Source organism: Arthrobacter sp. Soil762 (assembly GCF_001428335.1).
Lineage (GTDB): Bacteria > Actinomycetota > Actinomycetes > Actinomycetales > Micrococcaceae > Arthrobacter.
In genome coordinates, this window is record NZ_LMSG01000019.1 from 446073 (window position 1) to 463899 (window position 17827).

The 17827-nt window shown below is 65.4% G+C and carries 16 protein-coding genes; 8 read left to right on the forward strand and 8 right to left on the reverse strand.

Features of this window, described 5'->3' with window-relative positions; all coding sequences use genetic code 11:
- Positions 1 to 31: 31 nt before the first annotated feature.
- Both mmsA and ASG77_RS16010 read right to left on the reverse strand, forming a co-directional pair.
- Positions 32 to 1588 (reverse strand): multiple monosaccharide ABC transporter ATP-binding protein, encoded by a 1557-nt coding sequence (gene mmsA / locus ASG77_RS16005; RefSeq protein WP_056347239.1) that lies wholly within the window; start codon positions 1586 to 1588, stop codon positions 32 to 34.
- 131 nt (positions 1589 to 1719) lie between these two features.
- On the reverse strand, positions 1720 to 2910 hold the full coding sequence (locus ASG77_RS16010) for an ROK family transcriptional regulator (protein WP_056347241.1): 1191 nt from the start codon (positions 2908 to 2910) through the stop codon (positions 1720 to 1722).
- Positions 2911 to 3116: 206 nt separating this feature from the next.
- Here ASG77_RS16010 and ASG77_RS16015 point away from each other — a divergent pair, with 206 nt between their 5' ends.
- Positions 3117 to 3911, forward strand: a complete 795-nt coding sequence (locus ASG77_RS16015) for a carbon-nitrogen hydrolase family protein (RefSeq protein WP_235564581.1) — start codon at positions 3117 to 3119, stop codon at positions 3909 to 3911.
- Between the two features lie 11 nt (positions 3912 to 3922).
- Here ASG77_RS16015 and ASG77_RS16020 read toward each other — a convergent pair whose 3' ends face one another.
- On the reverse strand, positions 3923 to 5548 hold the full coding sequence (locus ASG77_RS16020; RefSeq protein ID WP_082576091.1) for a PucR family transcriptional regulator: 1626 nt from the start codon (positions 5546 to 5548) through the stop codon (positions 3923 to 3925).
- Positions 5538 to 6752 (reverse strand): alanine racemase, encoded by a 1215-nt coding sequence (alr, locus tag ASG77_RS16025; RefSeq protein WP_056347244.1) that lies wholly within the window; start codon positions 6750 to 6752, stop codon positions 5538 to 5540. Before alr ends, ASG77_RS16020 begins: the two co-directional genes overlap by 11 nt.
- Before the next feature lie 100 nt (positions 6753 to 6852).
- Here alr and ASG77_RS16030 point away from each other — a divergent pair, with 100 nt between their 5' ends.
- The gene (locus ASG77_RS16030) at positions 6853 to 8391 is read left to right on the forward strand and encodes an amino acid permease (RefSeq protein ID WP_056347246.1); all 1539 of its coding nucleotides are present in this window, start codon (positions 6853 to 6855) and stop codon (positions 8389 to 8391) included.
- Entirely contained in the window at positions 8388 to 10082 is a 1695-nt protein-coding gene (locus tag ASG77_RS16035; protein WP_200950782.1) for a flavin monoamine oxidase family protein, read from the forward strand. The genes ASG77_RS16030 and ASG77_RS16035 overlap by 4 nt, the downstream gene beginning before the upstream one ends.
- Before the next feature lie 10 nt (positions 10083 to 10092).
- Here the strand turns inward: ASG77_RS16035 and ASG77_RS16040 are convergent, their stop codons facing one another.
- Genes ASG77_RS16040 through purU form a run of 3 tightly spaced genes read right to left on the reverse strand, consistent with a single transcriptional unit; the run spans position 10093 to position 12214 of the window.
- Positions 10093 to 10611 (reverse strand): gamma carbonic anhydrase family protein, encoded by a 519-nt coding sequence (locus ASG77_RS16040; protein ID WP_056347248.1) that lies wholly within the window; start codon positions 10609 to 10611, stop codon positions 10093 to 10095.
- A gap of 9 nt (positions 10612 to 10620) precedes the next feature.
- The gene (locus ASG77_RS16045; protein WP_056347388.1) at positions 10621 to 11310 is read right to left on the reverse strand and encodes a class I SAM-dependent methyltransferase; all 690 of its coding nucleotides are present in this window, start codon (positions 11308 to 11310) and stop codon (positions 10621 to 10623) included.
- 43 nt (positions 11311 to 11353) lie between these two features.
- A complete protein-coding gene (gene purU / locus ASG77_RS16050) occupies positions 11354 to 12214 on the reverse strand; it encodes a formyltetrahydrofolate deformylase (RefSeq protein ID WP_056347250.1) in 861 nt (286 codons plus the stop codon).
- 257 nt (positions 12215 to 12471) lie between these two features.
- On the opposite strand from purU, the gene glyA reads away from it, so the two are divergent.
- Together glyA and ASG77_RS16060 are read left to right on the forward strand one after the other, a co-directional pair.
- Positions 12472 to 13770, forward strand: a complete 1299-nt coding sequence (glyA, locus tag ASG77_RS16055) for a serine hydroxymethyltransferase (protein WP_056347252.1) — start codon at positions 12472 to 12474, stop codon at positions 13768 to 13770.
- 3 nt (positions 13771 to 13773) lie between these two features.
- The gene (locus ASG77_RS16060) at positions 13774 to 14673 is read left to right on the forward strand and encodes a bifunctional methylenetetrahydrofolate dehydrogenase/methenyltetrahydrofolate cyclohydrolase (RefSeq protein ID WP_056347255.1); all 900 of its coding nucleotides are present in this window, start codon (positions 13774 to 13776) and stop codon (positions 14671 to 14673) included.
- A gap of 91 nt (positions 14674 to 14764) precedes the next feature.
- Here the strand turns inward: ASG77_RS16060 and ASG77_RS16065 are convergent, their stop codons facing one another.
- Complete coding sequence (locus ASG77_RS16065; RefSeq protein WP_056347257.1) at positions 14765 to 15205, reverse strand: CHRD domain-containing protein; 441 nt, start codon at positions 15203 to 15205, stop codon at positions 14765 to 14767.
- Positions 15206 to 15355: 150 nt separating this feature from the next.
- Here ASG77_RS16065 and ASG77_RS16070 point away from each other — a divergent pair, with 150 nt between their 5' ends.
- Genes ASG77_RS16070 through trpS form a run of 3 tightly spaced genes read left to right on the forward strand, consistent with a single transcriptional unit; the run spans position 15356 to position 17827 of the window.
- Positions 15356 to 15919 carry a hypothetical protein gene (locus ASG77_RS16070; RefSeq protein ID WP_056347258.1) on the forward strand — a complete coding sequence of 188 codons (564 nt, stop codon included), beginning with the start codon at positions 15356 to 15358 and terminating at the stop codon, positions 15917 to 15919.
- A 10-nt stretch (positions 15920 to 15929) separates the two neighbouring features.
- Positions 15930 to 16763, forward strand: a complete 834-nt coding sequence (locus ASG77_RS16075) for an exodeoxyribonuclease III (RefSeq protein ID WP_056347390.1) — start codon at positions 15930 to 15932, stop codon at positions 16761 to 16763.
- 20 nt (positions 16764 to 16783) lie between these two features.
- Positions 16784 to 17827: a tryptophan--tRNA ligase gene (gene trpS, locus ASG77_RS16080; protein ID WP_056347261.1), complete on the forward strand. Its 1044-nt coding sequence runs from the start codon at positions 16784 to 16786 to the stop codon at positions 17825 to 17827.

Genomic DNA, 17827 nt, shown 5'->3' on the forward strand with positions numbered 1-17827 from the left:
TATCTGGAAGGATCTGGAGGATTCCAGAGGGTCAGGCGGCCTTGCGGGCGGAGGTCATCAGCTTCATGAGGCTTTCCTGGCTCGCTTCCTCTTTGTTCAGGACGCCGGTGATGGCGCCCTCGAAGATGGTGTAGATGCGGTCGGAAAGACCCAGCAGCTCGGGCAGCTCGGAAGAGATGACCACGACGCCCTTGCCCTGGTTGGCCAACTGCTGGATGATGCCGTAGATCTCGTACTTGGCGCCCACATCGATGCCCCGCGTCGGTTCATCCAGGATGAGGAGGTCCGGGTCCGTGAACATCCACTTCGCCAGGACCACCTTCTGCTGGTTGCCGCCCGAGAGCTTGGCGACGCCTTCCTCCACGGAGGGCGCCTTGGTACGCAGTGCCTTGCGGTACTGCTCGGCTACTGCGAATTCCTTGGCAGTGTCCACCACGCTGTTTCGGCTGATCTTCTTGAGGTTCGCTGAAACTGTGGTGGCCTTGATGTCATCGAGCAGGTTCAGGCCCAGGGACTTTCGGTCCTCCGTCACATAACCCAGTCCGGCGTCAATCGCCTGCCGAACGTTTTTGAGGACGACTTCCTTGCCGTCTTTGTAGATGTGGCCATTGATGAACCGTCCGTACGAGCGGCCGAAGACAGAACGGGCCAGCTCGGTGCGGCCGGCACCCATCAGCCCGGCGAATCCCACAATTTCCCCGCGGCGTACGAAGAAGTTGGAGCCCTTGCAGACAAGCCTGTCCTGGATGGCGGGGTGGCCCACGGACCAGTCCTTGACTTCGAAGAACACCTCGCCGATCTTCGGCGTGTGGTCAGGAAAGCGGGACTCGAGGGCCCGGCCCACCATGCCCTTGATGATGCGGTCCTCGTCGACGCCGTCGGCCTTGACGTCGAGCGTTTCGATCGCCTTGCCGTCCCGGATGATGGTGATGGAATCGGCGATCTGCTCAATCTCATTGAGCTTGTGGGAAATGATGATCGAGGTGATGCCCTTGCCCTTGAGGCCGAGCATCAGGTCCAGGAGATGCTGGGAATCGGATTCGTTGAGCGCAGCGGTGGGCTCGTCCAGAATGAGGATCTTGACCGACTTGTTCAGGGCCTTGGCGATCTCCACCAGCTGCTGCTTGCCGACGCCGATCTCCTTGATGGGGGTGTCCGGGTCTTCCCTGAGGCCCACCCGGGCCAGCAGCTCCGTGGACCGCTGCCGGGCCTCCGCCCAGTTGATGACGCCGCGTTTGGTCGGTTCGTTGCCCAGGAAGATGTTCTCCATGATGGACAGTTCCGGGATCAGGGCCAGCTCCTGGTGGATGATCACAATGCCGGCGTGCTCGCTCGCGCGGATGTCCTTGAACTGCTGGACCTCGGTCTGGTACACGATGTCGCCGTCGTAGCTGCCGTACGGGTAGACGCCCGAAAGCACCTTCATCAGCGTGGACTTGCCAGCGCCGTTTTCGCCGCAGATTGCGTGGATCTCGCCGGCCTTGACCCGGAGGCTTACTTCCGCCAAAGCCTTGACGCCGGGAAATTCCTTGGTAATTGAGCGCATCTCGAGGATGACCGGGTCAGTGTGCGTGGTGTGGGACGACATTTGTCCTTACGCCTCCAATGCATGACTTCTTTGTCCGCCCAGCAAAGCGCAGGGTCGTCTGATGAAAAAGTAAACTGGATCACACGGGTTGTCGTCAAGTCTTTAACGCAATTAGCGGGATAACGAAACGGCTACGTACGCCGGATCCCGGCATGCTGGAACACCAGTGCGGCTGCTCCCAAAGCCTCCGCGCGGTCCCCAAGTGAGGACATCGTCAGTGTGGTGGTCTCGCCGATCACCGGCACTGCATGCCGGATAAGCCCCCGCCGAATGGGGTCGAGCAGCAGGTCGCCCAGGCCCGCAAGGGGACCGCCCACCACGATGACTTCAGGGTTGATCAGGTTCGCGACGTTGCCCAGGGCGCGTCCAACTGCCAGGCCTGCATCGTCCACCACCCTGAGCGTTGCGGAGTCGCGCGCCAGGGCTTTGCGCACGATGTCCGCAGGTGTGAGGGGTGGGTCTTCCCCGCGGCCGAGCAGCTCCATCATGGTGGTGGTGGAGGCAATGGTTTCCAGGCAGCCGCGGTTGCCGCAGCGGCACACGAGTCCGTGCTCGTGGATAGTGGCATGGCCGATTTCGCCGGTAATGCCCACGTTGCCGTAGTAGGGCGCGCCGTTGAGGATCAGGCCCGCGCCGATGCCCGAGCCGATCTTGAGGAACATCAGGTTGCTCACGCCCGAATGTGGCCCCCAAGTAACCTCGGACCAAGCGCCAAGATTGGCGTCGTTGTCAACGAAGACGGGTATTTTGAGGGTTTCCTCCAGATGGTGAAGGATGTTGATTCCCACCCATTCCGGGAGGATGGCGCCCTGCGCCACGGTGCCGGTCCGGCGGTCGATGGGGCCGGGAATCCCGACGCCGGCGCCGACCACCAGGGTCCGCTCCACGCCGCTTTGCTGCAGCAGTTTGTCCAGTAGCCCGACGGCTGCCCGGATGCCTTCGTCGGCCTGGTGTCCCAGTGGCAGCAGGACGGATTCCTCGGCGATCACGTGGTAGCTCAGGGACGCCAGGACCACACGGAGATGCCGCCGCCCGAAGTCGATCCCCACCGCCACCGCGCCGTTGCTGTTGAGCCGCACATTGAGTGCCCGGCGGCCGGAGCTGGTGATCGGTTCGGTCGACGCCAGGCCCGCATCCTGCATGATTTTGACGATATTGGAGACCGTGGCGGTGGAGAGGCCGGTCTGGCGGGCAAGCTCGGCCTGGGTGGACGGACCGCTCATGAGGGTCTCGATGATCCGTTGCTGGTTCAGTTGCCGGAGGGCTGACTGGGATCCCGGATTTTTTGGCTTGCTCCTCGTTGAGCGCGGTGTGGCGGACATGAAAAGAAGATTGCCCTACATTGACTGTTGTAGTCAAGAAGTTAACGCAAGGAGTCTGTCGGATAAGACGAAATGATGGGACGATCCGCCCACTCCCAGGCTTGGCCGGTGCAATTGGCCCGGGATGCCGTTCAGGGCCGGTGGCTAGGCTGGAAAAGCCGGACACATACTTCCTGTGGCCGTCCTGATCATATGAGGTGGTAACAGTGCTGCTGGCCCTGATGCAGGCAAACGCCCGCGTGCTGGACGTCGATGCGAACTGCGCTGCCCTGGATGCGGCGGCCCGGGCGGCTGCCGCGGCAGGCGCAGCAGTCCTTGTCACTCCCGAACTGTTTGCCGTGGGCTATGCCCCGGTGAGGGTTCGCGCGGAGCTGGACCCCACTGGGCTTCCCGCCATCAGGGAGGCGCTGGCAGGCATCGCACGCCGCTACGGAATCGGACTGGTCTACAGCCTGCCGTCAGTCACGGAAAGGGGCAGCTGGCACATCACCTCCACGCTCGTGGACGCCACGGGGGGTGAGCTTCTCACCTACGCAAAAGTGCACCTCTTTGGCGATGACGAACGCGCGGCGTTCAGCCCCGCGGAGGCGGGTCCCGCCGTCGTCGATTTCAACGGCTTCCGGACGTCAATGGTGATCTGCTATGACGTGGAATTTCCGGAAACGGTCAGGGCCGCCGCGCTGGGTGGGGCAGAGCTGCTCCTGGTGCCCACCGCACTGGCGCACGGTTTCGAGACAGTTCCCCAGGTCCTGCTCCGGGCCCGCGCGCTGGAAAGCCAGCTGACCATCGCCTATGCCAACCACTCAGGAACCGAGGACGGCTGCGAATTCCTCGGCGGCAGTGTCATTGCCGGACCGGATGGTTCGCTGCTGGCCACGGCGGGACCGGGAGCCGAACTCCTGTTCGCCGAAGTGGATCCGGACGCCGCCCGACATGCCCGTGACGTGGTGCCCTATCTCCGGGAACGCCGCCCGGAGCTCTACCGGTTCTGGGGCATCTGAGGCATCTTGCCCTACCCGTCCTCCAGGCTGTCCACGTACTGCAGGGCAATCCACAGCTCTGCCCGCACCTGGGCGGAGCCAAGGTCCGTGGCCAGCAGCTCGGCCAGTGCGTTGATCTGGCGCCGCACGCTGTTCCGGTGCATCCCCAGGACCTTGGCAGTGGCATCCCAGTTGCCGTTTTCGCCCAGCCACGACTTCAGGACACTGAGTTGGGGGCTGATTCGGTCAGGCTCCTGCGCCAGGATCGGTTCCAGCAGCCGGGCGGCAAGCATGGTGCCGGCGCTGCGGCCCAACAGCCCCGTGACCGACCACGTCACGTCATCCACGCGCACGCTTTCTCCGCTGGCCTGGACGCGGGCCCGCAGCGACGCCGCGCGCTGGTATGCGGCAGGAAGTCCGGCCATTTCCGTCGGATCGCCCACCACCAGGCGCCAGCCCAGTTCCTCCACTTCATGCAGCAGCGTGTCGTCCACCTTGAACCGGGTGACGGCGGCAAACCCATAGTCCGTCAGTTCCACCATCTTCGTGTCGAACAGCCTGCGCCACTGCAGCAGTTCCCTGACAGGGCCATCGGCCGACGCGGGCGCCGACGCGTCCGCCCGCACGCCCTGAACCACCCGGAGGGCACCGGACCGGGTTCCGGAAACGCTTTGCGCCAGGAGGTCCCTGAGGGCGTTCAGCTGCCGGGTTGAGCCGGCGGCCAGGCTCTCCGGATGCAGCAGCAGCGCCGTTGCCAGCTGGCTGGGGGCGAGCGAGCCGCTGGTGCGCTGGCGGACCAGCAGTTCCAGCAGCCCCACTACCGAGGACACCACACTGTTCTGCGCCGGGGTCAGCGCCCTGTCCGTCCCGAGAATCAAAGCGCCGAGGGTGGCGTCCTTGGTGCTCCGGAGGGGGTGCCCGAACACCAGGGCAGAGCCGGGAATGTCGAAGGAATCCATTTCCACCCGGGGGCCGCTGCCGCCGAGCAGCCGGTCGAGGATCTGCTGCAGGGCGGGACGTTCGACGCCGGTGCCCGCCCGGGCGCGGACCCTTCCGTCCGCGCCGACCAGCACTGCCCACACGGGAACCCGCTGGGCCAGTGCGGCCAGGAGTTCATGCTCGGGGCGGGCGGAGAGGACTGCGCGCATCAGCTGCCGGTTGATGTCCGCCAGCTGCCTGAAGGCTTTGGCGTTATCCGATTCGAGCAGCTGCGAAAATTCCAGCCCGATGGCAGCGAACGGCACAGTGCCTGGTACCTGAACCAGAGTCAGGTTATGCCGGACGCAGGCCTTCACCAGTGCCTCCGGCACTGCGTCGAAGTAGGGTTCCAGCCCGAAGCCCAGGGCCCCCACCCCGGCTCCCACCAGACGCCGCACGTACGCGTCGACCCGGGGCTGGTTGCCTGCCTCGCCCACAAACGGCAGACCCGCCGTGAGGAGGAACTCACCGTCGAGCAGGTACGGCGTGGGGTCCTCCAGCTCGCTGGGCTCCACCCAGCGCAGCAGGCCGGAACCGTTGCCGCCGTCGTGCAGAATCGTCAACTCCGGCGGCAACTTTTCCAGGAACTGCTCCAACGTGACGGCGCTGAGCCGCTCCGCACCGGTCCCCCTTCCGGTTACGGCTCTGGTTCCCGCTCCGGCGGCAGCTTCAGGCGACATGCGGCACACCGTCTTCAGGTTCCTGGTAGTCGGGGCACTCGTAGGCCCTGGGCAGGCGCGGCGCGATCCGGTTGATGATTTCGTCGCCGTGGCTGCCGATGGCCGAGCCCCATTCGTCCGCGCTCGCCGCCCCGGTGCCCGGATCACCGAACAGCACGGCCGTGTCGCCGACGGAAACTCCGTGGGCTTCCGGGCCGAGGTCCACCATGAACTGGTCCATGCACACCTTGCCGATCACGGGCACCCGCCTGCCGCCCAGTTGGACAATGTTGCGTCCCGAGATGCCTTTCGGGATACCGTCCGCATAGCCGAGGGGGATCAGCCCCAGGTACCTTGCCTCATGGGTGATGGCCTGGTGTTCGTAGCTCACGCCGGTGCCGGCCGGAACCTTCTTCATGAGCACCACGGGAGCCGTGACAGTCAGGGCCGGGCGCAGCCCGAAATCCGCGGGGTCAAGATGGTCGGCGGGCGCCAGGCCATAGATGGCCAGCCCGGCCCGCACCATGTCGAAGGCAAACTCAGCGCGGTCCAGGATGTTGGCAGAGCTGGACACATGCCTCAGCTCCGGGTCCAGGCCGCCTTCCCTGGCCTGCCGTACGGCTTCCCCGAAGGCTTCCACCGCTGCGGCGTTCCCTGGATGGGCCGGTACGTCGGCCCAGGCCAAGTGGGTCCAGACGCCCCGGACAGTGAGGGTCCCCTCGCGCTCGGCGTTGCGTGCGGCGGCCACGAGGTCAAGCCAGTCTTCCGCGCGGGCGCCGCCGCGGCTCAACCCGCTGTCCAGCTCAAGGTGGACCGCGGCCGGCCTTCCGAGCGTGCGGGCAATGCCGGCCACGACTTCCAGCTGGGCGGTGCTGCCCAAGGACAGGTCCACGTCGTTTTCCACAGCTTCGCGAATGATCTCGCTGGACGCTGTGGCGAGGTACAGCCAGGACAGCACCGGCGCCGTGATGCCTGCGCGGCGTAGCGCAAGAGCCTCCGTGAGCTGTGCCGTTCCGAGCCAGTCAGCGCCGGCAGACAGGGCAGCCTGCGCCACCTCGACAAGCCCGTGGCCATAGGCGTTGCCTTTCACCACCGCCATGAAGTGCGGTGCGGGAGTGAGTTTCCGGAGGGCGCGGACATTATCGGAAATCGCGGCCAGATCAACGCTGACCCGGCCGGAAAGCACTGCCGAAGGCGTGCTGGTCTGTTGTGCATTACGTCTCATGCCAGAACACTATAGGTCATTTTGCACAATTATGAGAGGTGGCTCACATGCCTAAGCTGGGCGAGGGGAAACGACAACTACTCACGAACGGACGTCAACGATGACTGTGCCCACCTACACAGAACGCCGGCCGGCACCGCCTGCCGGCAGGCCCGGCCTGGCCGCGCAGCTGCTGCGCCGCAAGCCGATCGGACAGATGGTCAATGAGGCCGAAACAGGCCATGGCGGCACCCGCCTGATCCGCAGCTTTGGCGTTTTCCAGTTGACCATGATCAGCGTCGGCGCGACCCTGGGAACCGGTATTCTGGTGATCCTGGGCGAATCGGTTCCGCTGGCCGGGCCGGCCATCTGGATCTCCTTTGCCATCGCTGGACTCGCCGCCCTGCTGTCCGCGGTGTCCTACGCCGAAATGGCCGGCCTGGTTCCGGTGGCAGGTTCCAGCTATTCCTACAGCTACGCCACTTTGGGCGAGGGCATGGCCTGGATCTGTGGCTGGTGCCTCGTGCTCGAATACGCAGTCTCGGTCGCGGCGGTGGCAGTTGGGGCCGGCCAGTACGTGAACGAGTCCCTGGCGGTCTTCGGCCAGTTCCTGCCCGACGCAATCTCCCAGCCACCCGGAGACGGCGGCGTGATGAACGTCCCGGCGATGGTCATCGTTCTGCTCGCCATGATCCTGCTGGTTCGCGGCGCCAAGGAAAGCGCCTGGATTAACACCGCCATCGTGGTGATCAAGGTGGGAATCCTGATCTTCTTCTGCGCCGTGGCTTTCACCGCCTTCAGCGCCGGCAACTTCGAGCCTCTCCTGCCCATGGGCGCAGCTGGTGTCTCAGCCGCCGCGTCCAGCGTCTTCTTCTCCTACATCGGCTTCGACGCGGCGTCCACGGCCGGTGAGGAAGCCCGCAATCCCAAGCGCGACCTGCCGCGGGCCATCATGCTCTCCATGCTGATCGTCACCACCATCTATGTCCTGGTTGCCGTCGCGGCCGTCGGCGCCCGTCCCTGGGGCTGGTTCGACGGTAATGAAGCAGCACTCGTGAAGATCCTTGAGGAAACCACCGGACAGCCGTGGATCGCCCTGGTCTTCGCCGTCGGCGCGGTCCTTGCCATCGCCAGCATCGTGCTGACTGTCCTTTACGGACAGACGCGCATTCTTCTCTCCATGGCCCGCGACGGGCTCATTCCAAAAATCTTCGGCCGGGTCTCCGCGAGGACCGGCACACCGGTTGCCGGCACCCTGATCGTGGGCCTCCTCGTGGCAGTCACGGCCGGCCTGGTTCCACTCGGCGCCTTGGCTGACGCCACCAGCATCGGAACCCTGTTCGCCTTCGCCCTGGTCAACGTGGCCGTGATCTACCTGCGCCGCACCCGGCCCGAACTCAAGCGGACCTTCCGGGTCCCGCTGTTTCCGCTCACGCCCATCCTCGGAGCGCTCATGTGCGCCTACCTCATGGCCAACCTGGGCGCCGACACCTGGGTGACCTTCGGAATCTGGATGCTGGTGGGCCTGGCCGCCTACTTCGGCTACGGACGCCGGAACTCCAGGGTAGCGGCGCTGAGCCACGAGGAATACCGTGAGCTGAGCAGGCCGGAATCTTCAACGCCGTCCACCCCCGAACAATCGAAGGCAGAGCTTTCATGACCGTCGCCACCGAACTCCCGGCTTCTGACCCGTCCAGCACCCAGGCTGGTCCCATCACCATGCTGAACCCCGATTTTCCGTTCAGCTACGACCACTACCTCGCCCATCCGGCAGGGCTCGGCGCGGTTCCGCCGGAGCTGTACGGCACCGAGGTGGCAGTTGTAGGGGCGGGCCTTTCGGGCCTCGTCACGGCCTACGAACTGATGAAGCTGGGCCTGCGCCCTGTCATCTATGAAGCGGACCAGATCGGCGGCCGCTTGCGGACGGCCGGTTTTCCGTCCGCTCCCGGCGTGGTGGCCGATCTGGGCGGCATGCGGTTCCCCGTGTCGGGCAGGGCTTTCTACCACTACGTGGACCTGCTGGGCCTGGACACCCAGGATTTCCCCAACCCGCTGGCACCCGTCACGTCCAGCACCGTGATCGAACTGGCCGGCCAGAAGTACTACGCCGAGACCGCCCAGGACCTGCCGCCGTTCTTCCGCGAGGTGGCCGATGCCTGGAAGGCCGCGGTGAACGACGGCGCGAAGTTCGTCGAAATGCAGGAGGCCATCCGGGCCCGGGACACGGGCCGGATCAAGGAACTCTGGAACGAGCTGCTGCCGCTCATGGACGAGCAGACCTTCTATGGGTTCATCGCCGGGAGCGAGTCATTCAAGGAAGCCGGCTTTGCGCACCGGGAGGCCTTCGGCCAGGTGGGTTTTGGCACCGGTGGCTGGGACACCGACTTCCCCAACTCCATCCTCGAAATCCTCCGCGTGGTCTACACCGACGCCGATGACCAGCACCGGCTCATCAGCGGGGGAGCCCAACGGCTGCCCGAGGCACTATGGCAGCACGCGCCGTCGGGCATGGCCCACTGGCCGGACGGAACGTCCCTGGCGTCGCTCCACTCCGGCACGCCCCGCGGGGCTGTGGGCAGGATCAGCCGCGATGCCGATGGCGACCTCCGGATCAGGGAGCGCTGGGGCCGTGAGGCCAGCTACCCTGCGGTGGTGACCACGTGCCAGTCCTGGCTGCTGTCCACCCGCATTCACACCGAGGAGGCACTGTTCCCGGCCGAACTGTGGACTGCGATCGAGCGTTCGCACTACATGCAGTCCTCCAAGACGTTTGTGATGGTGGACAGGCCGTTCTGGAAGGACGTCGACCCGGACACCGGCCGTGAAGTCCTGTCCATGACACTGACGGACCGGCTGAACAGGGCCACCTACCTCCTGGATGACGGCCCGGACAAGCCCGCCGTGATCCTGCTGTCCTACACGTGGAACGATGACGCGCTCAAATGGCTGGCGCTGGACGCCGACGAACGCGTTGAGCTGATGCTGCACTCGCTGGAGCAGATCTACCCTGGCGTGGACATCGCCAGCCACATCGTGGGCCAGCCCATCACGGTTTCCTGGGAAGCGGACCCCAACTTCATGGGCGCCTTCAAAGCGAACCTGCCGGGGCATTACCGCTACCAGCAGCGCCTCTTCACGCACTTCAAGCAGGACAAGCTGCCCGAATCGCAGCGCGGGATCTTCCTCGCCGGGGACGACGTGTCCTTCACGGCGGGCTGGGCCGAAGGCGCCGTGACCACCGGCCTGAACGCGGTTTGGGGTGTGGTGAACCATCTGGGCGGGACATCGGCGCCGGGCAACCCCGGACCCGGTGAACTCCTGGACGCCATCGGGCCCATCGCCTTGGACTGAGCGGGTGGGACTAGCCGTGCAGCTCCCGGTGCGCGCGGGCCAGTTCCACGTAGCGGGCGGCATTCTGCTTCACGCCGTCGAACTCCTCGTCGGTGAGTTCCCGCCGTACCTTGGCGGGGACGCCGGCCACGAGTGACCGGGGAGGCACTACCGTGCCTTCCAGGACCACGGCACCTGCCGCCACGAGCGAGCCGGTGCCGATCACGGCGCCGTTGAGCACAGTGGCGCCCATGCCGATCAGGCAGTCGTCCTCCACGGTGCAGCCATGGACTACCGCGGCGTGCCCCACACTGACCCCGGCCCCGACCGTGCAGGGGAAGCCCGGATCTGCATGGAGCACCACGTTGTCCTGCAGATTGCTGCCCGCGCCGACGCTGATGGCGGCCGTGTCCGCCCGGACCGACACACCATAGAAGGCGCTTGAGTCCTCGGCGAGGGTTGCCTTGCCGATGATCGATGCTGTGGGGGCGATGAAGGCGGAGTCGTGGACGGCCGGTGATGCGCCGGCGAAATCGTAGAGAGGAGCCATGGGCCAAGCCTAGGACATCCGTGCCCCGGAGGCGGGTGTGCGGAGGATCAGGAACTGGTAGTGCTGTGTCCAGTTCCCGGCGCCCGGGCCGGATTCCTCGCCGGTGCCTTCCGGCCATGTGACAAAATCCTCGATCGCACCATGCCGGCCAAAGACCCGCCGCACCGTCGCGTCGCTGCGCCGGCTGAAGAACCGGGGTTCGACGTCGTCCTCGGGGTTCAGGACCTCTTCATCCTCACCGGACCAGAGGCCGACGGCGATGGGCGCGCCGGGTGCCGTGACGCGCACCAGTTCGCGCAGGACGCCGTCGATATCAGTGGCGGGGACGTGCAACAGCGTGCTCATGGTCCAGACCGCCGGAAACGTTCCGTCCGCAAAGGGCAGCTGCCGGGCGCTGGCCACGGAGACGTCGAGGCCCTTGGAGCGGGCCAGCCGGACGTGCTCCTCGGAGAGGTCAACGCCGGTGTAATGAATGCCGGCCCGGAGGAACTGCAGGCCATCGAGCCCCATGCCCGAGCCGATCTCAAGGACGTTATGGCGGCGCTCGGACTTAAGCAGGGCAATGAATCGTCCGCACTGTTCCACCCGCCGGGGCGCCAGCGGATGATCCCAGCCGGATGCGGCGCGGCGGTTGTAGAACTCGGCGAGGCGCTGCTCGCTGCCGGGTTCCTCCATCGCCACCTCGGATGCTGCGTCCATGCTGGTCCCCATCCGTCATTTGAAGCCCGTCAGTTAAGCCCGTTTAGTTAAAGACCACTGTCCGGTTGCCGTCCAGCAGCACTCGGTGTTCGGCATGCCATTGGACGGCCTGCGTCAAAGTGCGGCCTTCCACGTCCCGGCCCATCTGCACGAACTGCTCCGGAGTGCGGGCGTGGTCCACGCGGATGACTTCCTGCTCGATGATGGGGCCCTCGTCCAGCGCAGCCGTGACGTAGTGGGCAGTGGCGCCGATCAGCTTCACGCCGCGGGCATGAGCCTGGTGGTAGGGCTTGGCGCCCTTGAAGGACGGCAGGAACGAGTGGTGGATATTGATGGCCTTGCCGGTGAGCTCCGCGCACAGGTCATCCGAAATGATCTGCATGTAGCGGGCCAGGACGGTCAGTTCGATGTCGTGCTCGGCCATGAGGGCACGCAGCTTGTCCTCGGCCTGGGCCTTGGTGTCCGGGGTGACCGGGATGTGGTGGAACGGGATGCCGTAGAACTCGGCCAGCCCGGCGAGGTCACGGTGGTTGGAGACGATGGCCGGGATCTCGATGGGCAGGGTGCCGGAGCGCTGCTGGAACAGGATGTCGTTGAGGCAGTGCGCGGACGTGCTGGCCATCAGGAGCGTGCGCACCTTCTGGCCCACGGGGTTGAGGCTCCACTGCATGCCGAAGGAGTGGACCACCGGCTCAAGTGCGGCCCGGACCTCGGCCCGGGAGGCCGTCGTCGTCGCTTCCACCCGCATAAAGAAGTTGCCGGTTGCGGGGCTGCCATACTGCTGCGAGTCCAAAATATTACAGCCCGCCACCAGCAGCGCTCCGGCCACGGCGTGGACAATTCCGGGGCGGTCCGGGCAGGACAATGTCAATACGTAAGCTCGGTTCAGCTGCTCTTCAGTCACGAGTACAAGCCTACCCGTGCGGCCCGCCCGCGTTTGGTAGTCTGGTGGGGTCGCAACTGGCGTTGGGTGGCTAACCACCAGGGAGTGGCAATCACGAAGACCACGGATCGTACGCCTGGGCCGAGGGTCATGTCTTACCGGAGCTGCACCCTCTGAGGATGCGGTTCGCTTTCATGCCCTGTCATCAAGGGGCGGTGATGTGCGCCAGCCGGTAGCCTGACCTTAGCAGTGCCCGTATCCCTAGCCAGGAGTTTTTCGTGACTACTACCGCCACCACAACAGCAGCCGTCAGCAACCAGTCGCTGGCCGAGCTTGACCCCGAAATCGCAGCAGTCCTCAGCCAGGAACTTGGCCGCCAGCGCGGCACCCTGGAAATGATCGCCTCCGAAAACTTTGCCCCGCGCGCTGTGATGGAAGCCCAGGGCTCGGTCCTGACCAACAAGTACGCCGAAGGCTACCCGGGCCGCCGTTACTACGGCGGCTGCGAATATGTGGATATCGCCGAGCAGCTGGCCATCGACCGCGTCAAGGCACTGTTCGGTGCCGAGTACGCCAACGTCCAGCCGCACTCCGGTGCCCAGGCCAACGCCGCAGCACTGTCCGCCATGATCACCCCCGGTGACAAGATCCTGGGCCTGTCCCTGGCCCACGGCGGCCACCTGACCCACGGCATGAAGCTCAACTTCTCCGGCAAGCTCTACAACGTGGCTGCCTACCAGGTGGAGCCGGACAACTTCCGCGTTGACATGGACAAGCTGCGCGAACAGGCCATCGCCGAGAAGCCCCAGGTCATCATCGCCGGCTGGTCCGCCTACCCGCGCCACCTGGACTTCGCGGCCTTCCGCTCCATCGCCGATGAAGTGGGCGCGCTGCTCTGGACCGACATGGCACACTTCGCCGGGCTGGTGGCTGCGGGGCTGCACCCGAGCCCGGTGCCGTACTCCGACGTCGTCACCTCCACCGTGCACAAGACCCTCGCCGGCCCGCGCTCCGGTGTGATCCTGGCCAAGCAGGAGTGGGCCAAGAAGATCAATTCCAACGTCTTCCCGGGCCAGCAGGGCGGGCCGCTCATGCACGTCATTGCAGCCAAGGCCGTTGCCTTCAAGATCGCCGGCACCGAGGAATTCAAGGAGCGCCAGGAGCGTGTCCTCGAAGGCGCCAAGATCATCGCTGACCGCCTCAACCAGTCCGACGTCGCCGACGCCGGCGTCTCCGTCCTCACCGGCGGCACCGACGTGCACCTGGTCCTGGTGGACCTGCGCAACTCCCAGCTCGACGGCCAGCAGGCCGAGGACCTCCTGCACTCCGTGGGCATCACCGTAAACCGCAATGCGGTTCCGTTCGACCCCCGCCCGCCGATGGTCACCTCCGGCCTGCGCATCGGCACCCCGGCCCTCGCCACCCGCGGCTTCGGTGCTGCCGAATTCACCGAGGTGGCAGAGATCATCGCCACTGCACTGAAGGCCGGCACCGCCACTGACGTCGAGGCACTGCAGTCCCGCGTGGACAAGCTCTGCGCCGATTTCCCGCTGTACCCGCAGCACGAGCAGTGGTAATCCATGACCACTGAAACTGGAACTGCACAGATTCTTGACGGCAAGGCCACCGCCGCTGCCATCAAGGCCGAGCTGACCGAACGCGTGGCCGCACTCAAGGCCAAGGGCGTCACCCCCGGACTGGGCACCGTTTTGGTGGGCTCCGACCCCGGGAGCACCTGGTACGTGGGCGGCAAGCACAAGGACTGCGCCGAGGTTGGCATCACGTCCATCCGCCGCGACCTCCCCGAGGAAACCACGCAGGACGAACTCCTTGCTGTAATCCGTGAGCTGAACGGGAACCCGGAATGCACCGGCTACATCGTGCAGCTTCCCTTGCCCAAGCACATCAACCAGGACGTCATCCTGGAGGCCATGGATCCGGATAAGGACGCCGACGGCCTGCACCCAATGAACCTGGGGCGCCTGGTGGCCAACGTCAGCGGACCCATGACCTCGCCGCTGCCGTGCACCCCCAAGGGCTGCGTGGAGCTCCTCACCCGGCACGGCATCAGCCTCAAGGGCAAGCGCGTCCTCGTGGTGGGCCGCGGTGTGACCATCGGCCGTCCCGTCGGGCTGCTGCTGACCCGCAAGGACGTCAACGCCACGGTCATCCTGGCGCACACCGGCACCGTGGACCTGGCCGCCGAACTCCGCCAGGCCGACGTCGTGATCGCCGCCGCGGGAGTCCCGCACATGATCAAGGCGGCGGACCTCAAGCCGGGCGCAATAGTGCTCGACGTCGGCGTGAGCCGTGTTGACGACGGCAACGGTAAGGCAGTGGTCACCGGAGACGTGGACCCCGCCGCTGCCGACGTCGCCTCGTGGATCTCCCCGAACCCGGGCGGCGTGGGGCCGATGACCCGTGCCATGCTGCTCGCCAATGTGGTGGAGACCGCGGAGCGCCAGGCGGGAATCGCCTAGTTTCGTTCCTTAACAGCAAAGCCCGACGGCGGTCCGCACCTTTCACTTGAGGTGCGGGCCGCCGTCGGACTTTTTGGAGTGGAACCGGAACCTACTTCAGCTGGCCGCGGACCTCCCCGCCGGGGAAGTCGGCGTTATGCACGTTGACGTAGTAGTCGCCTGGGTTGGCTTCGATGGCTGCCAGGATGGCCGATTCTTCCGTAGAGCAGGTTTCAACTGTCCAGTCCGTGCCGCTGCCCACATCAAGCGGAATAACAACCGGGCCAGCCGCGTTGCGTGCCGCGACGTGGATGTGGGCCGCCGTGGCAGGAGCGGACAGATCACGGACCGTCAGCGTATAGCAGAGCTCGTCATCGTCGATGGTGTAGCTGAAGGATCCGCCGGCCCCGGTGTGGACAGGGTCGGCTTCCTGGCCGGTGTTGAGCGGAATGGCGGGAGCGGCGCCAGGTTTCGCCTCCGCAGGGGCGGTGATCCCCAAAAGGGAGATGATGGCTGTGGCCACCGCGGCTGTCCTGAACGCGTGACTTTTCATGATGAGTCCTCAGATAGGCGAATGAACTTCCACCCCTAGCCCGATTCACGCTACGCCGCGCCCTCATCAGGCACAATAGCGTCCCGGACCCGGTGTTCGCCGGGGGTGGAAGGTGCGTTGCGGCTCTGCTGCGTTTGAGACAATAGACGCATGCGATCTCTGGGTAACACTCAAACTCCGTCCGGCCGGTCCAAGGGCGGCTTCTCCATGCTCCGGATCAGTGGCCCGGGAATGATGGTTTTTGTCATCGCGTTCCTCGTTGCCGTGATCTTTGCCGCGAACCAGAACGACGTTGTGGGCTGGGTCGTGGCGATCATCGCCGCCTTCTGGCTGGCCCTTGCAGCGTTCGTGGTGTTCAGCATCCAGAAGGCCGCCAAAAAAGCCGGAGCCAAGCTGACCGAGGCCCAGAACGCCTTCAACAGCGCAGCCGGCCGCGCGCCGTCGTCCTCCTCCGCCGACCACGGCGGCACCCGGGTGGTGTACGAACGGACCGAAGCGGACGAAGTCCGCGACCTCAAGCTGGACCACTCCTTCAAGATCGTCCAGGTCCAGATCCAGGTGGTGGAGAAGGAACGCGCCAAGGGTGAGGCAGCGGACCAGGACACGATCCGCCGCGCACTGGAGACCATCGAGATCACCGCCACCAACGCCCGCGACATGATCCGCGCCGCCGGCGGCACCGGCGACCCGGTCAGCGGAACCATCATCGACTAGAGTAGTGCGGGTGATCTCGGCATTGAAGAAGGACCACCTTCGCATCGCATCAGTCAACGTCAACGGCCTCCGGGCTGCCTACAAGAACGGTATGGCGGCATGGCTGGAGCCCCGCGAGGTGGACATTCTCTGCCTCCAGGAAGTCCGGGCCCCTGACGCGATCGTGCGCCAACTGCTCGGTGATGGCTGGCACATCCTGCACGCCGAAGCCGAGGCCAAAGGCCGTGCAGGCGTCGCCATTGCGTCCCGTGAAGAGCCGCTGGAAACCCGCAACGGCATCGGCGACGACTACTTCGCCACCGCCGGCCGCTGGGTTGAGGCTGACTTCAGGGTGACTGACGCCGAGGGGAACCCCGCGCAGCTGACTGTTGCCAGCGCCTACGTGCACTCCGGCGAGGTGGGAACCCCGAAGCAGGTGGACAAGTACCGCTTCCTGGACGTCATGAGCACCCGCCTGCCGGAACTGTCCAAGCACAGCGACCACGCACTTGTCGTGGGCGACCTCAACGTGGGCCACACCGAACGGGACATCAGGAACTGGAAGGGCAACGTCAAGAAGGCCGGCTTCCTGCCCGACGAACGTGCCTATTTTGACCGCTTCTTCGGCGAGGACATCGGCTGGAAGGATGTCCACCGCGGCCTGGCGGGCGACGTCGACGGCCCATACACCTGGTGGTCACAGCGTGGCCAGGCGTTCGACAACGACACCGGCTGGCGCATCGACTATCACCTGGCCACCCCGGACCTCGCCGCCGCCGCATTCTCGGCAGTGGTTGACCGGGCGCCCTCGTGGGACACCCGCTTCTCTGACCATGCACCGCTGGTAGTGGACTACCGGCTCTAAGCCCCGAAGGTTTTCTTCCCATGACTAGCCCGACTTCCCCGGCGACTAAGAAACGCATCCTCTCCGGCGCCAAGCCCACGGCGGACTCCCTGCACCTGGGCAACTACATTGGCGCTGTCCGCAACTGGGTGGACATGCAGGCCGAATATGACGCCGTCTTCTTCATCCCGGACCTGCACGCCATCACCGTGGACTTCGATCCCGCCGAGCTCGCCAAGCGCACCCGAGTGGTTGCAGCGCAGTACATTGCCGCCGGCATCGACCCGGACAAAAGCATCTTCTTTGTGCAGTCCCACGTCCCCGAGCACGCGCAGCTGGCCTGGGCACTGAACTGCATCACCGGTTTCGGCGAAGCGTCCCGGATGACACAGTTCAAGGACAAGACCCAGAAGTCGGGCGCGGACGCCGCAACACTTGGCCTGTTTGCATACCCTACGCTCATGGCAGCCGACATCCTGCTGTACCAGACTGACCTCGTGCCGGTGGGCGAGGACCAGCGGCAGCACCTGGAGCTCACCCGGAACCTGGCCCAGCGCTTCAACACCCGCTATGGCCACACGTTCACCGTGCCGGAGGCCACCATCCTCAAGGCCAGCGCCAAGATCTACGACCTCCAGAGCCCGACTGCCAAGATGTCGAAGACGGGCGGGTCGCCCCACGGTTCCATCCAGCTCCTGGAGGACCCCAAGCTCGCCGCGAAGCGCATCAAGTCCGCAGTCACTGACACCGGGAACGAGATCCGGTTCGACGCCGAAGCCAAGCCCGGGATCTCCAACCTCCTCACCATCTACTCCACGCTCACCGGAAAGTCCGTGGCTGAGCTGGAGACGGAGTACGAGGGCAAGATGTACGGCCACCTGAAAGTGGACCTTGCGGAGATCATGGTGGACTTCATCACGCCGCTGCGGAACCGCACCAACGAACTGATGGCCGACCCGGCCGAACTGGACCGGTTGCTGGCCCAGGGCGCCGAGCGGGCCAGGGAAATCGCCGCAGTGACCCTTGGCCAGGTCTATGAGCGTATGGGCTTCCTGCCGTCCCTCAGCCTCGCAGGCGTCCGCTAG

Excerpts from the sequence above, each read along its gene's own strand:
- ASG77_RS16035 (WP_200950782.1), top strand. The coding sequence starts at position 8,388 with ATGACCGTCGCCACCGAACTCCCGGCTTCTGACCCGTCCAGCACCCAG.
- ASG77_RS16020 (WP_082576091.1), bottom strand. The coding sequence starts at position 5,548 with ATGTCGCCTGAAGCTGCCGCCGGAGCGGGAACCAGAGCCGTAACCGGA.
- trpS (WP_056347261.1), top strand. The coding sequence starts at position 16,784 with ATGACTAGCCCGACTTCCCCGGCGACTAAGAAACGCATCCTCTCCGGC.
- ASG77_RS16045 (WP_056347388.1), bottom strand. The coding sequence starts at position 11,310 with ATGGACGCAGCATCCGAGGTGGCGATGGAGGAACCCGGCAGCGAGCAG.
- ASG77_RS16070 (WP_056347258.1), top strand. The coding sequence starts at position 15,356 with ATGCGATCTCTGGGTAACACTCAAACTCCGTCCGGCCGGTCCAAGGGC.
- ASG77_RS16060 (WP_056347255.1), top strand. The coding sequence starts at position 13,774 with ATGACCACTGAAACTGGAACTGCACAGATTCTTGACGGCAAGGCCACC.
- mmsA (WP_056347239.1), bottom strand. The coding sequence starts at position 1,588 with ATGTCGTCCCACACCACGCACACTGACCCGGTCATCCTCGAGATGCGC.
- ASG77_RS16010 (WP_056347241.1), bottom strand. The coding sequence starts at position 2,910 with ATGTCCGCCACACCGCGCTCAACGAGGAGCAAGCCAAAAAATCCGGGA.
- alr (WP_056347244.1), bottom strand. The coding sequence starts at position 6,752 with ATGAGACGTAATGCACAACAGACCAGCACGCCTTCGGCAGTGCTTTCC.
- ASG77_RS16030 (WP_056347246.1), top strand. The coding sequence starts at position 6,853 with ATGACTGTGCCCACCTACACAGAACGCCGGCCGGCACCGCCTGCCGGC.
- ASG77_RS16065 (WP_056347257.1), bottom strand. The coding sequence starts at position 15,205 with ATGAAAAGTCACGCGTTCAGGACAGCCGCGGTGGCCACAGCCATCATC.
- ASG77_RS16040 (WP_056347248.1), bottom strand. The coding sequence starts at position 10,611 with ATGGCTCCTCTCTACGATTTCGCCGGCGCATCACCGGCCGTCCACGAC.